Genomic DNA, 14,626 nt, shown 5'->3' with positions numbered 1-14,626 from the left:
CATGTTTAATAATACGTGTTCTGTACTCCTTTATATGGAGCTCAGACGAAGAACAGTTAGGGCAAATACAAGGTTTAATTCGAAGTGTAATATAATGATGAATAACTCCATTATCTTTAACAACTTCATAAGAAAGAATCATGTCCTCTGTTAAATTGAAAACATGTGTGATAAAATCATTTAAGGGAATATTCCCAACTCCTTTCGTAATAGATTAATTGGACAAATTAATTCTATCATGAAAGGTTTTTTTAAAAAGTACAACCCTACAAAAGTTTAGAGTTCTTAAATAATAAAAAGATGAACTTGTTACGAATGGGATAACAGGTTCTTTTTATCTGGAATGGATATGACAAAATAAGATAAGTGATTCTAAATAATAAATTATGAATATTGAATCTGGGGGATTACCACATGAAATATGATTTTAAAATAGCAAATGATGCACATATAAAGATTGGGTGTTAACATTAAAAGATAAAAACCAGACAAGTCAATTGCAAGCAGTGGTACAGTTCAATAAGGAATGTTGAAATTGTATTGGTATTTTGAAAAAGATATAGTTGAGAGGAAAACTGAATTGATTTACGTGTCTGGGTTTTATAGTACGTTAAGTCAATCACTGAAAAATGAATTTCCAGATATGAAAGGATTTTCAGTTACTAATTTAAAATATATAAACGCTTTTATATGTTTTATGAATCCAGTGCCTCGAATCCTTAATAGCCTGTTGATGTTTAGGAATAGTATATTCAGTACCAACGGGCACCATGTTTTAATAATAAGAAAATCTAAAGATATATCTATATGCCACACATACTACAAATACAACGTAAAATTAACAATATTTGACATAATAAAAGCCGTTGTTTAAACGACAAATCGAAGTTCTGTGCTTTAGCAAGTGTCAAAAAACTGACTTCCACCTGACGTATTGATAATCAGATTATCGACATCGAATATTCGATTAGGGCTGATAGATTCTCAATAAGGCACTCGGCTGGAGAAACTCAAAAGACAAGAAAATCAGATAGGAAAAAGAAAAATAGTATCAAAACCACCCCACAGGAAAACAAATATTATAAATCTTACTAAGGTTTTGAATCTTTTGCAATACTATGATAGTGAGGTTTTATCCGATATTCTACACTGTTTATTCAATAGACATCTTTTATGTTTCCAGGTTATAATTGAGATATAAATTATCAAGAAATATCTCAAAAGGAGGGGAAGATATGATAAGAATAACAAAAAAAGAATATGGATTTATGATGCTTTTTCTTTCAGCATCCCTATTCGCTATAATCATGCAATTAGCGAAAGTTTCATACTATTCTTACTTAGCCACACAAGTTGCAGATTTTAACAAAACAGAATCCGAATTTGTGAGTCAACCAGCATTAGTCATTGTTATTATTTGTTCTTTGATTTCGATTTATTTAATCTTTTCTAAAACAGAAAATGGAGAGAAAATTCATGAAAAGAAAAATCACTAGTTTTGTATCTGTATTTACAATTGTATTCACTTTTATTTCGGGAACAACATATATAAAAGCAAACGAAAAAGTGGATTGGGAAGTAAAATATGATGAAGAAGGAGTTGTTTATTTACAAAACACTAAAGATGACAGTAAAATTCTTTCAGCTTTTGGATATGATGAAAATGAAAACTTAGTAGAAATTAATTTGGCTGAATATCAAGTCACTCTCAATACTACAGAAAGGGCGGATTCAGTAGATTTCATCGACACTAGTGTTGAAAGTTTAAAACCTAGAGAAATACCTATGTATTATTATATATCAAGATTTGTCAAATCAGGTCAAACAGTAGTCACTGGCTCTAATTATAAGGCATCAGCTGATGTAAGAGGTCCTGGTACTGTTACAGCAAGTACGAGTGTATCTGTAGTGACTCGTTTTCAGTATCAGTAGGAGTTAGTGGTGATGTAAGTAGAGCAATAAAGGGAAGTATTTCAGGAACGTGGAATGTTTCAGCATCTACAGGGGCTAATTCTGGTGTTTCATACTCTGTAGCAAGTGGAACAACAGGTTACATAATGTTTGCTCCATATTTTACGAAAGTTTATGGAACATCTTATTATGATAAATATTCACAAAGTAATCATTTTATCTCTTCTACAAGTGGTGCTAGTTATGGTTTATCACCTAAAAAATTATCAAATGGAATTTTAGATGGTATTTATACTTATCGTACAAAGTAATTATAACTTATTTAAAAATAAAGTTTCTTGGCTAAAATAGTATTTAATTCAATAGATATATTTTGATAATTTATTTGGTCTATCTATAAAAAGATATGTAAATCTAATAATATAGTTTGGTGTATAAACAGAATGAAAGTGTTCAGACAATATTGTAGATTTATAAAATGGATATCATCCAAGAATTTTAAATTTGGGAGGAAATATCCTTTGGCAATTTGAAACAAAATTGGATGAATAGTTATGTGATGTAAAGGTACCCTGGATTGAAAAGCAAGAAAAGCATCCTAAACGACATGGAGTGGTGGATGCTTTTTTTATGGTTCTTTAATATATGGTGCAGGTGAGAGAAAAACCTATACAAAATGTTATAGAATTCTTTTTTTAACAAAGTTTTATTATTCTATATAATAGATAAAATTTCAATGTTATAATTAATTTAATAGAAATAGTGAAGGAGAATGGTTGCATGGATAAAGTTATTAGTTGCTGTGGCGTTGTTTGTTCAGAATGTCAATACTATCCTACAGATTGTGAAGGATGTCCTAAGATTAAAGGACATGCATTTTGGCTTCAATTCACAGATGAAGAAGTATGTGCTATATATGAGTGTTGTGTAAACCAAAAGGATTTATCACATTGTGGAAAGTGTAAAAAGCTTCCTTGTAAAAGATATGATGGCACAGATCCTACAAAGAGTGAAGAAGAGAATACTAATGATTTTATAAAACAATTAGAGCAACTTCGTTCAATGGATCGATAATCTTATATTAAAATAACTAAATAAATTCTGAATCTATAGGAGTGGATAACTGTGATCTGTGAGGTAAATAAAATGAAAGATATTTATAAAAATTTTGCATTTGATTATGATGAGTTTGGAAACATCAGAGATTATCTAGGAAGTGAGCAGGAGTTTTTTAAGAAAGTATTTATCGAGAACAATGTAGAAACTTTACTAGATTGTGCCTGTGGAACGGGGCAGCATTTATATATGTTTTCTGAAATGGGATTACATGTTTTTGGTTCTGACTATTCAGCTTCAATGCTTGAGGTTGCTGCAAAAAACCTTGGTGATCTTGGAAAGAAGATACCCTTACGTCAATGTGATTTTAGATCTTTAGAGCATGTATTTTCCGAAAAGTTTGATGCTATTGTTTGTCTAACTACCTCATTGCCTCACTTGCACAATGAAGAAGACTTGATAAAAGCACTTCAGTCTATGAAGAGTAGATTGAATAAAAATGGAGTGCTCATATTGACACAGGGAACAACACATTATTCATTAACGCTTCCCTCTATAGAAGTGGTTGTGAATAGAGATGATTTCTCTAGGATATTTGTAAAAGAACATAACAACAAATTTCAAACCATACACGTTTTAGATTTATATCATTCAAAAGATCGTTTAGAAAACAATCAATATGATATAGTTTATAAAATTATCCTCGACGATGATTATAAACGCCTACTAAGTAAAGCGGGGTTTGAATATATTCAAATTTATGGTGACTATGATAATAGTCCTTATGATAAAAACAGTAGAAGACTTATTGTTGTAGCAAAGCATAATCAATAACGTTATAAAGTGCAAAGCAAAGTTTTTGTGGGGACTCATTTATTGAATAGACAAAAAATCGGAATATCAAAACAACTAGATAACTTGAGTGGGGAACTGTTATAGAAATTTTTGTTGTATTTGAACAAATTCTAGTATATAAAGCAGTGCGATAAAGAAGTATAGCGCAGTAATACACCAAGAAAGAAGGGATGGCAATGAATTATGAAATTGTTGAGTTACCTGAGAAATTATTAGCAGGAATCACAAAGCACATAGACGTACAAAGTCCTCCAATGTCATTGTGGGGAGAGTATTACTCTAAAGCGATTTTCAACAACAAAGGAATTGTTGATACAAAAGCATAGGGTCTATATTTTGACTTTGCGAATGGATGTACAGCCATGATAGCATGCGAAATAAGTCATAACCAAACATTAGAAGATAACATTGTAGAATTTACAATTCCAGCTGGGGAATATGCAAAATTCAGTTTACATGGTGAAGTACATCACGTTGTACCACTGTTTTGGAAAGAACTTAATAGAATGAAAATAGAACGAAGTTATATATGTGATTTTGAAGTCTTTCCAAATAGTAATACAGAGAATGTGGATATAGAAATATATGTATCTATAAAGTAGAATAAATTATAATTTGAAAAGGAGATGAACTAATGATAATGAATGATAAAGATATTGATACAAATATGTTTGCTCCTTGTGGAATGAATTGTAAGGTTTGTTATAAGCATTGTTATCATAAAAAAACATGTGCTGGTTGCTTAAATAGTGATAAAGGAAAACCAGAGCATTGTCGGAAGTGTAGAATAAAAGATTGTGTTAATTTGAAGCCAATTACATATTGTTATGAATGGATAGATTTTCCTTGTAAACTCATAAAAAATCTTGAGAAAAGTTATAATAAACGCTATCAAACGAGCCTTATGGAAAATAGTAAATCTGTTAAGGAAAAAGGATTAGGGGAATTTATGAAAGAACAAAAAGAAAAGTATACATGCCCAATATGTAAAGGAATCATTTCTATCCATGATAAGGAATGTAGTGAATGCCAAGAACCAATGATAAAGTAGAATATTAAAAATGAAGGAGAATGTTATGTTGGAATTAAGAAAACTCAATGAAAGTGATATCCCATTAATCGAAACATGGTTACACAAAGATCATGTAAAAAAATGGTATGAGATACCTCATATGGGAGTAACACTTGATGACTGGATGATGGAAATTAAAGAACGTGATAATCAGTTTAAATGGTTGCATCACTTCATAGTAATGTATGAAGGTGAGGCAATTGGATTATGTCAGTATTACAATTGCAAAGATAGTGATGAGGATTTTGGTGATTTAGCAGTAGAAGGGTCTTATGGGATTGATTATCTTATAGGTGAAGAATCTTGTGTTGGAAAAGGAGTAGGGAAACAAATGATAATGGCCTTAATAGATAAAATATTTTCTCTTCCTGATGCACTGAGAATCACAGCGGATATTGATGAACGTAACAAGGCTTCTGAAGGAGTTTTAAGGTCTTGTGGCTTCATTCTGTTTGATCCTATACAAAGTCGTTATATCAAAGAAAAATCACTTTAAAAGATCTATGGTAGGGAGGATAGTTATAATAGAAATTGAGCATGATAGAGATGAGAAAAAAGACTTTTGATTTGATCTGGGCACACATGTTTTTGAAATACATTAAAATATGGATATGTATTATTTCTAGATAATAATCCAATAATCTAAAAAAATTTTAATTATGGATTTGCTAATGCTTGGTTTATTAACTGATTGAAAGAGGAAATACATTGTTTGGAATTTAATCAATGATGAAGAGAGGGGAGAACCACTATATTAGTAGCGAAGAAGGAGATGGGTTAAATGAGCGAGAAAATAAAAGAACTATTTAACAGTTATGTAAACGAACACAATTTTTCTGGTGTGGCGCTGATCAAACGAGGTGATAACACCACGTTCGAGTTTACCTCCGGCTATGCGCATAAAGGGTATCAAATTCCAAACCATATTCATACCCGTTTTGACACGGCTTCGGTTACCAAGCTTTTTACCGCATCTGGTATTGTTTTATTAGAGAGTGAAGGAAAACTACGCTTCACAGATAAAATTCATGACCTTGTTGACCTGTCCAATACGGAAATCTCTACGGATGTGGAAATTCGCCATCTACTGACACACACCTCTGGGATTGCTGATGATGCAGATGAAGAATCTGGTGAGGATTATTCAGCACTCTTCGTGGATTCTCCAAACTACGCTTTTCGGGAGAATAAGGATTTTTTGAAAAACTTCGCTTACAAAAAGTCCAACTTCAAGGCCGGAACTGCTGTGCGTTATAATAACTGTGCCTTTGTTCTATTGGGATTGGTAATTGAAAAAATTTCAGGCAAAGGATACCGTGAGTTTATCACAGAGCGCATTTTCAAACCCTTTGGTATGCAAAGTACACTTTTTCACTCAATGGACCATATTGGTGAGAATATCGCAGAGGGCTACTACTTTAATCAAACAGAACAAATCTGGAAGAAAAATATCTACTCCTATCCGCCAATTGGAACAGGAGACAGTGGAGCTTATACCACGGTGTATGACTTGGATAGATTCATTCGTACCTTAAGAAAAAGCCCTATCTACGAAAAGATGCTCACACCGCAGACAGAGCAGAAACGTCTGCAAGGCGATGTGATTATCAAATACGGTTATGGATTTGAGTTTATAGAGCGAAATAGGGTAATAACGAGTATTTATAAAGAAGGTTGCAACGCAGGTGTATGCAATATTACTTCGTATTATCCAACATTGGATACAACCTTTACCATTTTAGGTAACCAGGACTGCAATGTCTGGAAATTACATGACCTAGTGCAGGAATTGTTATTGAAGCAGAAATAAACATGGAGTCAAAAGATTACTACATTGGTCCACTAAGCGATACATGGTGCAAAATGCAGTGTACACCTAGAGGTGGTTGTGAATGAGCCTACAATTACGCTGCTCATTGTGATGATTAATCTAGCTAAATTTACATAAGTGGAGAAAAACGCAATCAACTTTAAATGTTGATTGCGTTTCATTAGGTAGTATGTTTTATTGCTCTAAAAATTCCACATCCAAGTCCCCATAACTTAACGTAACGTTAAGTTTTTTTGTTTTGTCTTTATTGCGTTCATTCGCAAGGTTATTTTCCCCATGCTCAACATTGGTTGTTATATGGTAATCATTTTCCTTGCCAAGGATGCTACTTGTAATATTTCCATGCTCTACATCTAGTGTTATATCATCACTCATCCATTTATTTAAAACAACATCGCCATAGGATATTTCAAATGTGCTTTTTTTACTTTGTGCATTTGTTAGAGTTACATTGTCATGCTCATTGTAAATATGTAGTTCATTTTCGATTTTCATAGTATCGATATCAATGGCACAATATGACGTTGTACTTTTGAAGTTGCTTGCTTGAATATCATCAAGTTCAAGAGTACCGTGTTCATTCTCTAAAGTAATATCTTGCTGACTTATGATGTGCTCTGCTGTAATAGCGCCATAGGCATTTGTAAGAGAGATTTTTGTTGCTTCTATATTCTCAATTTCAATATCCTCGTGCTCGTTCTCAATGGAGGTTTCTTTTACACTTTTGATATCACTTACTTGTATTGCGCCATAAGCATTGGTAATGGATAGTTCAGAGACTGCCATATTACTTACTATCATATCACCGTGATCATTTTCAATTGATAGCTCATCGATTCCAGTGATATCACTTACTTTCAGTGTTCCATAAGAAGTTGACACAGAGAGGTCACCTACATAATCACTAGGAACCTGAAGTTTGATATTTAACATATTGTTATCTTGAAACTCCATCCAACCAAAATGTAGAATTTTTGTTTTTCCTTTTTGATACATAGATAGTGTATTACTTGTCACCTCAACTTTTATTGGGTTCTCTTCTTTTTCTTCATATTGTAGTTGAAATTGGTCACCTTCAATTCGCTCAATTGTCACATTGGCATGATGTACATCCACATGAATGGTATCGATATTTTGTTTCTCAACAGTCTTTTCTTTACTTATAATTTTTCCTGTTGGTTCTGGGTTTAATTTATAAATATCAAAATCTACAAGGCTAAAACCAATACCACATATAATACAACCTGTAATTAGTAGCCCAATACAAATAGTAAGTATTCGCTTATTTAAAACGGAATTAAATTTTTTCATATTATGCTACCACCTTTCTCCATGTTTTTTTGCCTGCTTCGATGCCTTTGCAATATAGCAGCTTTGCTAGTTGAATACTTTGTATGAATAACCAATATAGTAAAGGTGTGATACCAATTGATACTAACATAGTACCAAATAAAACAATACCAGACGCAAAGTTGGATAACATGATTCCTGTGATATTAAAGCATCCTGCTAAGAAGAAAACAAATGGTATCAAGAGTGCACAACCTAGCAATAAGACTAGAGTAATATACATTAAATAAAGCGTTATGATCATCGCGATTCCTGTTAACCAAAATGGAGAAAAAAAGAATAATAAAATATAGCGTGCATAGGGTGTATGTGATTTGCTCACTTCATTGGGTTGTACAAGAGTCTGGTGTTCCGCATGTATTTGCTTTAGGATGTCTTCCATAGCACCCAGTGATGTGACTGCTTCCTCTTCACTTATACCATCTTCCATGGCATCTTCAATTGTTTCATTGTAATAATTTAATAATCGTTCTTTCTCTAATTGTGGAATACCAATCATTTGTTTTTCTAATTCTGTTAAAAATATTGCTTTACGCATCTTCATTTCCTCCTTTTATAAAATCATAAACATCCATTACTTGTTGCCAATCATTTAAAAAATCATCAATGGCCGCAAGTCCCTCGTTTGTGATTTTATAGTATTTACGCAATCGTCCATTATGTTCCACTGAGTAGATATCTAAACATTCATTACTCTCTAAGCGTCGTAGTATTGGATATAGTGTTGATTCTGAAATTTCAATATAAGGAGAGATGTCTTTTACGATTTTATAACCATAAGAATCTTCTTTCTTTAAAACTGTTAATACACATATTTCTAATAATCCTTTTTTTAATTGTATGTCCATTTCTATACCTCCTTATGCACTATATTATACATTGCATAGTATATGCTGTCAATAAATTGTAAAATATTTATTTCTAACGTTTTTTGTAATATAAGAATGAGTTTTAAGAAGGAGACTGTTATAATATACTTATGAAAAGAGTGAGCACATGAGAAATTTAATTATTGGTACTTTAGCACATGTAGATGCAGGTAAAACAACATTATCTGAAAGCATGTTATATAAGAGTGGGACGATACGCAAAATAGGAAGAGTCGATCATAAAGATACTTTTTTAGATTATGATGAACAAGAGCGAAATCGTGGTATCACCATTTATTCGAAACAGGCCATGCTACAATGGGAAAATACAAGGATTACCTTATTGGATACACCTGGGCATGTTGATTTTTCTACAGAAATGGAACGAACTTTACAAGTTATTGATTATGCTATTATGGTCATTAGTGCTCTAGATGGAGTACAAGTGCATAGTGAAACGATATGGAATTTGCTACAACATTACAAAATTCCAACGTTTATTTTTATAAACAAGATGGATATTGCACATGTTGATAACACGCATATGATGAGGGAATTAGAACAGAAATTTCATGCATCCTGTATAGATTTTACATCACAGGATGAGGATTGGATGGAGCGTATTTCACTTTGTGATGATCTACTTTTGAATGAATACATAGAGAATACTACAATAGCACAAGATTCCATTCGTAAACATATTGCAAAGCGACATATATTCCCCTGCTTTTTTGGTTCTGCATTAAAAATGGATGGTGTGGAAGCATTGTTAGATGCGCTGCACTGCTTTACCGATACGAAAGTATATCCAGAAGAATTTGGTGCGAAAGTATATAAAATCACACGAGATGAACAAGGCAATAAGCTGACCCATATGAAAATTACTGGTGGTACCTTACAAGCAAAAGAAAAAGTGAACGATTTAGAGAAAGTGGATCAGATTCGCTTGTACTCAGGAAGTAAATATCAAGTGGTAAATGAAGTTGTCGCAGGGCAAGTGTGTGCGGTTAAGGGGTTGAAGCATGTTGTTGTCGGAGAAGGTTTTGGAATACAGAGTGATGCATCACCAGCTGTATTGACATCTTATTTAAACTATAAAGTTCTTCTACCAAAAGGTTGTGATATTTCCAATATGTATAAGCAGTTCTTGTTATTGGCAGAAGAAGATCCTCAATTATGTGTACATTTTCAAGAAGCTCATCAAGAAATCACAATACAGTTTATGGGTGAGATTCAAATTGAAGTATTGAAACAACGGATAAAGGAAAGAGTGAACATAGATGTTTCCTTTGATCAAGGTAGCGTTGTTTATAAAGAAACTATCACAAAAGCTATCGAAGGTGTTGGTCATTTTGAACCACTTCGCCATTATGCGGAGGTACATGTATTGTTAGAGCCTCTTCCACGAAATAGCGGAATGGTATTTGAAACAACATGTTCTCAAGACGTATTACCTAGACAGTGGCAACGTTTAGTACTTTCACACCTTCAAGAAAAAGAACATATTGGAGTTCTTACAGGTTCGATTATTACAGATATAAAAATAACATTGATTGGTGGTAAAGCGCACTTAAAGCATACAGAGGGTGGTGATTTTCGACAAGCAACTTACCGTGCTATACGGCAAGGCTTGAAATCAACAACAAGTATATTACTTGAACCATATTATTCCTTTCGCTTAGAAATACCTCGTCAATATTTGAGTAAGGCAATGCACGATATACAAATGCGCTATGCTTCCTATGAAATTGTAAAAGAAGATGAACAAAGTGTAACACTACAAGGAAGTGCACCAGTATCCGCTATGCAAAACTATCAAATGGAGTTGCATGCATATACCAAAGGAAAAGGAAAACTTGTATGTCGTTTACAGGGGTATGAAGAATGTAGTCATGCACAGGATATCATAGAAGAAATTGCCTATGATAGTGAACGAGATATAGAGCATCCAACTGGTTCTATATTTTGTGCACATGGGGCAGGATTTTATGTACCATGGAATGAAGTCTATGACCATATGCATGTAAAGGCATGTTGGACACCACTTAGCATACAATCCCAAGTAGTAAAACAACGCAACTATCATGTCAATGATGCGGAGGTGGAACGCGTCATGCGTATGACCTATGGGGAAGTAAAACCAAGAGTAAAAGAAAAGCGGGTAGCACTTGATGAGCGGACAATACAAGTAAAAGAAACAAAGCCACAATGTTTTATTGTAGATGGTTACAATATCATACATGATTGGGAAAATTTAAAAGAGATGGCACGTGAAAATCTAGATGCTGCTCGAAATCAATTAACACATTATATGAGTAGTTTTCAAGGGTATAAGAAATGTATATTGATCCTTGTGTTCGATGCGTATAACGTACCAGAGCGCATGCAGAAAGAATATTATAATGGAAGTATTTATATCGTTTATACGAAGACTGCTCAAACGGCAGATAACTATATAGAAAAAACAACACATGAACTTGCAGAGAAGTACAATATTACTGTTGCAACTTCCGATGCATTAGAACAACTTATTGTAAGTGCACAAGGTGCTCGTCGTATGTCCGCTAGGGAATTACAAAATGAATTGAATTTTATCGCGAAAATAAATCGAGCGGAATTTGAAAGTCGACAATCCAAGGTTGGAAATCGTATGCTGGAAGATTTACGAAAGATGAATGAATAAACGAAGCGTTTATTGCATTTGAAAACCAAAATAAACTAGTGTACTATGCAGAACTAGAAGGTTATTATGGTATCACTATTAACTAAATATGAGTCCATATCAAAATTCAATAGAAGTGAGACTCTTGTGGTTTTACTATTATATAGAAGACAGTATAATTATCTAATTGGTCATTTGAATAATTTTTGATATAATTGAGAAATTAATTTTTATATATCGTTAAATTGTTGTATGATAAAGGATATCAACGATACAGATATAGAAGAAAATTATATTGAGTATGGTATAAAAATGATATAATAAAAGGAAAATAATATGAGGTGGTTTATATGTCAAATGAATTACAATCTTTATCATTATTGTTTCAAAATAAATTGTTTAGAATACCTGATTATCAGCGTGGATATGCGTGGCAGCAACCACAATTGGTTGATTTTTGGGATGACTTGACCAATCTTCAGGAAGGAAGATTTCATTATACAGGATTGCTATCATTGAAAATGCTTAATAAATCAGAAGTGGAAAGCTGGGGTACTGATATTTGGATAGTAGATAAAGGATTTAAACCTTGTTACATTGTTGATGGTCAACAAAGATTAACAACTTTCGTAATTCTTCTAAATGAAATCGTGGAGTTTACTCGTGGGCTAAAGGATAATAAAGGAAAAACTGACGATGAAATAGTACTTGGTTACGACACATTGAAAGAAATCGTAGCAAAGTATATATGTCAACATCGGCCTCCTCATAACCAAATTTCTACTTATTTGTTTGGTTATGAGATAGATAATCCCAGTGCAGGCTACCTTAGATACCGTATTTTCAATGAACCATACGCTGGTGCTATAAATGAAACATATTATACGAAAAATTTGAAATTAGCAAAGGCGTTTTTTAATAAAAATCTACTGGCTTTATATGAAGTAGAGGGTGAAGAGGGTCTTAACAATCTATATTTGAAGTTGACTTTACAACTAATGTTTAATATCCATGAAATTTCAGATGACTACGATGTGTTTGTCGCGTTTGAAACTATGAACAATCGAGGAAAAAAATTAACCAATCTTGAACTATTAAAGAATAGACTGATATATTTAACAACATTATATTCAGATTCAGTGTATGACGAACTTGATAAGAGTGATCTTAGAGGTCGGATAAATGATGCCTGGAAAGAAGTCTATTACCAATTAGGTCGAAATGAAAAAATATCATTATCGGATGATGAATTTTTGAGAGCACACTGGATATGTTATTTTGGTTACTCACGTAGAAAAGGTGATGATTATATTCATTTCCTATTGAATAAGTTTTCTGCAAAGAATATCTTTACAAAAAATACAGTTGTTATTGAAAAAACATTAGAAGAGAATACTTACGATAATGATTTTGATAATGATGATCTTGAACAAGGAACAACCGAATCAGAAGCCTATGATGAATCAAATTTAAAATTTGAAGAGATTTTAGCTTACGTCAAGAGCTTAAAAGACGTCGCAAAATTTTGGTATGATACTTTCTTTCCAGTGGAAAGTGAAGTCCTTACTAAGGAAGAAAAGTTATGGGTAGATAGATTAAACCGTATCGGAATCGGATATTTTAGACCATTGGTAATGGTAATTATAAGTCGTAGAGATTTCACAGAAAAGCAAAGAATTGATATTTTTAAAGCGATTGAGAGATTTGTCTTCATATGTTTTAGACTTGGTTCTTTCAACGCGACATTTAGAAGTAGTGAGTATTATCGCGCGACCAGAAGTATTTACCTTAACCATATGGATATAGATGATTTGATTGATGATATAATCGACATTACAAATGTAAATATTGAGTACGCTTTACCAAACTATGTAACAAAGATAGAAAAGCACTTTGATAATATGGGAGGGTTTTATTATTGGAATTCTATCAAATATTTTCTTTATGAATATGAATTACATCTTGCACAAAAATATAACCTTGATAAGTTAAGTTGGGAGATGTTTACAAAAACGGAAAAAGATAAAATATCCATTGAGCATATTTTGCCACAGACACCTAATAAATACTATTGGCGCAATCAGTTCAGACAATTTAATACAAATGAAATAGCACTTCTTTCTTGTGCATTAGGTAATTTGCTACCCTTGTCTCAAAGTATAAATTCTGCATTACAGAACGATAGTTTTGAGGATAAAAAAACATCTAAATCTTATGGAAGACGCGGATACCAAAATGGATCACATTCAGAAATTGAGGTTTCAAAAGAAATCGATTGGTCTGCGGATAGAATATACAAGAGAAGTAAATCACTTTTGAGATTTATGGAGGAGCGCTGGCAGTTTAGTTATACAGGAGAACAGATAGATAAGCTTATTTATGTTGCGTTTGCTGTTGATCAAAGAAAGATACCAGAACCAATTCAAGTATCAGAATCCTTGGATAAAGAAACGGAGGAACTGGAATCAAATGATAGTCAATTTATTATAAATCAAGAACTAGGCAATCACCAGTTAATGTATTGGACTAATTTTGTAGACTTCTGTAAGCAAAAAAATCGTGAAGAGGATATTGCATCTAGAAAACCTTATGCTCAGAATTGGTATGATATTCCTGTTATCAATGCTGACTTTCATTTTTCATTTACGTTAACAAAAGGGAAGTATTTATCATTGCTTATCTACGCTTATAACGATGAGGCATTTAGACGTCTTGAGAGTAAAAAAGAAGAGATAGAGGCATCGTTTGGAGATAAATTTGATTGGTATTCAAGTAGACATAAAAGCACTGCTAAACGAATTATTTATAGAAAAGAGTGCGAGATTTTTAATCCATCTAAACAAGCAGAACTGTTTACTTGGATGATTGATAAATATGATAAATTGTGCAATGCACTTATAGCCGTTGATGAACTTGAAGAAGAAACTTCCAGTGATGACAAGCTGATGGTATAGAAAAACAAATTAAATCCTTGTTTTAGAGTGTGTGCGATAAATATAAGTAGCTATGGAGGTCAAATG

15 protein-coding genes and 1 pseudogene are annotated in these 14,626 nt (G+C 32.8%); 13 read left to right on the top strand and 3 right to left on the bottom strand.

What is annotated here, in order from left to right; genetic code table 11:
* Positions 1–526 precede the first annotated feature (526 nt).
* The 11 genes and pseudogenes from ACWG42_RS11825 to ACWG42_RS11775 all read left to right on the top strand — a co-directional run bounded on the left by ACWG42_RS11825 (position 527) and on the right by ACWG42_RS11775 (position 6,704).
* On the top strand, positions 527–874 hold the full coding sequence (locus ACWG42_RS11825) for a DUF1016 N-terminal domain-containing protein (RefSeq protein WP_455792586.1): 348 nt from the start codon (positions 527–529) through the stop codon (positions 872–874).
* Between the two features lie 361 nt (positions 875–1,235).
* The gene (locus ACWG42_RS11820; protein WP_455792585.1) at positions 1,236–1,496 is read left to right on the top strand and encodes a hypothetical protein; all 261 of its coding nucleotides are present in this window, start codon (positions 1,236–1,238) and stop codon (positions 1,494–1,496) included.
* Complete coding sequence (locus tag ACWG42_RS11815; protein WP_455792584.1) at positions 1,477–1,932, top strand: hypothetical protein; 456 nt, start codon at positions 1,477–1,479, stop codon at positions 1,930–1,932. The genes ACWG42_RS11820 and ACWG42_RS11815 overlap by 20 nt, the downstream gene beginning before the upstream one ends.
* A gap of 125 nt (positions 1,933–2,057) precedes the next feature.
* Positions 2,058–2,222 carry a hypothetical protein gene (locus ACWG42_RS11810; protein ID WP_455792582.1) on the top strand — a complete coding sequence of 55 codons (165 nt, stop codon included), beginning with the start codon at positions 2,058–2,060 and terminating at the stop codon, positions 2,220–2,222.
* Positions 2,223–2,691: 469 nt separating this feature from the next.
* Positions 2,692–2,985 carry a DUF3795 domain-containing protein gene (locus ACWG42_RS11805; protein ID WP_455792581.1) on the top strand — a complete coding sequence of 98 codons (294 nt, stop codon included), beginning with the start codon at positions 2,692–2,694 and terminating at the stop codon, positions 2,983–2,985.
* Positions 2,986–3,057: 72 nt separating this feature from the next.
* Complete coding sequence (locus ACWG42_RS11800; RefSeq protein ID WP_455792579.1) at positions 3,058–3,801, top strand: class I SAM-dependent methyltransferase; 744 nt, start codon at positions 3,058–3,060, stop codon at positions 3,799–3,801.
* A 197-nt stretch (positions 3,802–3,998) separates the two neighbouring features.
* A complete protein-coding gene (locus ACWG42_RS11795) occupies positions 3,999–4,148 on the top strand; it encodes a hypothetical protein (protein WP_455792577.1) in 150 nt (49 codons plus the stop codon).
* 24 nt (positions 4,149–4,172) lie between these two features.
* A pseudogene (locus tag ACWG42_RS11790) lies at positions 4,173–4,424 on the top strand (GyrI-like domain-containing protein); the annotation flags it as partial.
* A gap of 32 nt (positions 4,425–4,456) precedes the next feature.
* Positions 4,457–4,873: a DUF3795 domain-containing protein gene (locus ACWG42_RS11785; RefSeq protein WP_455792575.1), complete on the top strand. Its 417-nt coding sequence runs from the start codon at positions 4,457–4,459 to the stop codon at positions 4,871–4,873.
* A gap of 25 nt (positions 4,874–4,898) precedes the next feature.
* Positions 4,899–5,390, top strand: coding sequence for a GNAT family N-acetyltransferase (locus ACWG42_RS11780; RefSeq protein WP_455792574.1), 492 nt, complete (start codon positions 4,899–4,901; stop codon positions 5,388–5,390).
* A 285-nt stretch (positions 5,391–5,675) separates the two neighbouring features.
* Positions 5,676–6,704, top strand: coding sequence for a serine hydrolase domain-containing protein (locus ACWG42_RS11775; RefSeq protein WP_455792572.1), 1,029 nt, complete (start codon positions 5,676–5,678; stop codon positions 6,702–6,704).
* Positions 6,705–6,899: 195 nt separating this feature from the next.
* On the opposite strand, the gene ACWG42_RS11770 is transcribed toward ACWG42_RS11775, so the two are convergent.
* The 3 genes from ACWG42_RS11770 to ACWG42_RS11760 are packed head-to-tail and all read right to left on the bottom strand — an operon-like array spanning position 6,900 to position 8,923.
* On the bottom strand, positions 6,900–8,036 hold the full coding sequence (locus tag ACWG42_RS11770) for a DUF4097 family beta strand repeat-containing protein (protein WP_455792570.1): 1,137 nt from the start codon (positions 8,034–8,036) through the stop codon (positions 6,900–6,902).
* A 1-nt stretch (position 8,037) separates the two neighbouring features.
* Positions 8,038–8,613 (bottom strand): DUF1700 domain-containing protein, encoded by a 576-nt coding sequence (locus tag ACWG42_RS11765; RefSeq protein WP_455792568.1) that lies wholly within the window; start codon positions 8,611–8,613, stop codon positions 8,038–8,040.
* Positions 8,606–8,923 (bottom strand): PadR family transcriptional regulator, encoded by a 318-nt coding sequence (locus ACWG42_RS11760; RefSeq protein WP_455792567.1) that lies wholly within the window; start codon positions 8,921–8,923, stop codon positions 8,606–8,608. The genes ACWG42_RS11765 and ACWG42_RS11760 overlap by 8 nt, the downstream gene beginning before the upstream one ends.
* 148 nt (positions 8,924–9,071) lie before the next feature.
* On the opposite strand from ACWG42_RS11760, the gene ACWG42_RS11755 reads away from it, so the two are divergent.
* Positions 9,072–11,627: an NYN domain-containing protein gene (locus tag ACWG42_RS11755; protein WP_455792566.1), complete on the top strand. Its 2,556-nt coding sequence runs from the start codon at positions 9,072–9,074 to the stop codon at positions 11,625–11,627.
* Positions 11,628–11,956: 329 nt separating this feature from the next.
* The gene (locus tag ACWG42_RS11750; RefSeq protein WP_455792565.1) at positions 11,957–14,560 is read left to right on the top strand and encodes a DUF4268 domain-containing protein; all 2,604 of its coding nucleotides are present in this window, start codon (positions 11,957–11,959) and stop codon (positions 14,558–14,560) included.
* Positions 14,561–14,626 lie beyond the last annotated feature (66 nt).

It is taken from the genome of Amedibacillus sp. YH-ame10, assembly GCF_053848885.1.
The sequence above is the reverse complement of the archived record's forward strand: the minus strand, read 5'-3'. Positions and strand labels throughout refer to the sequence as shown.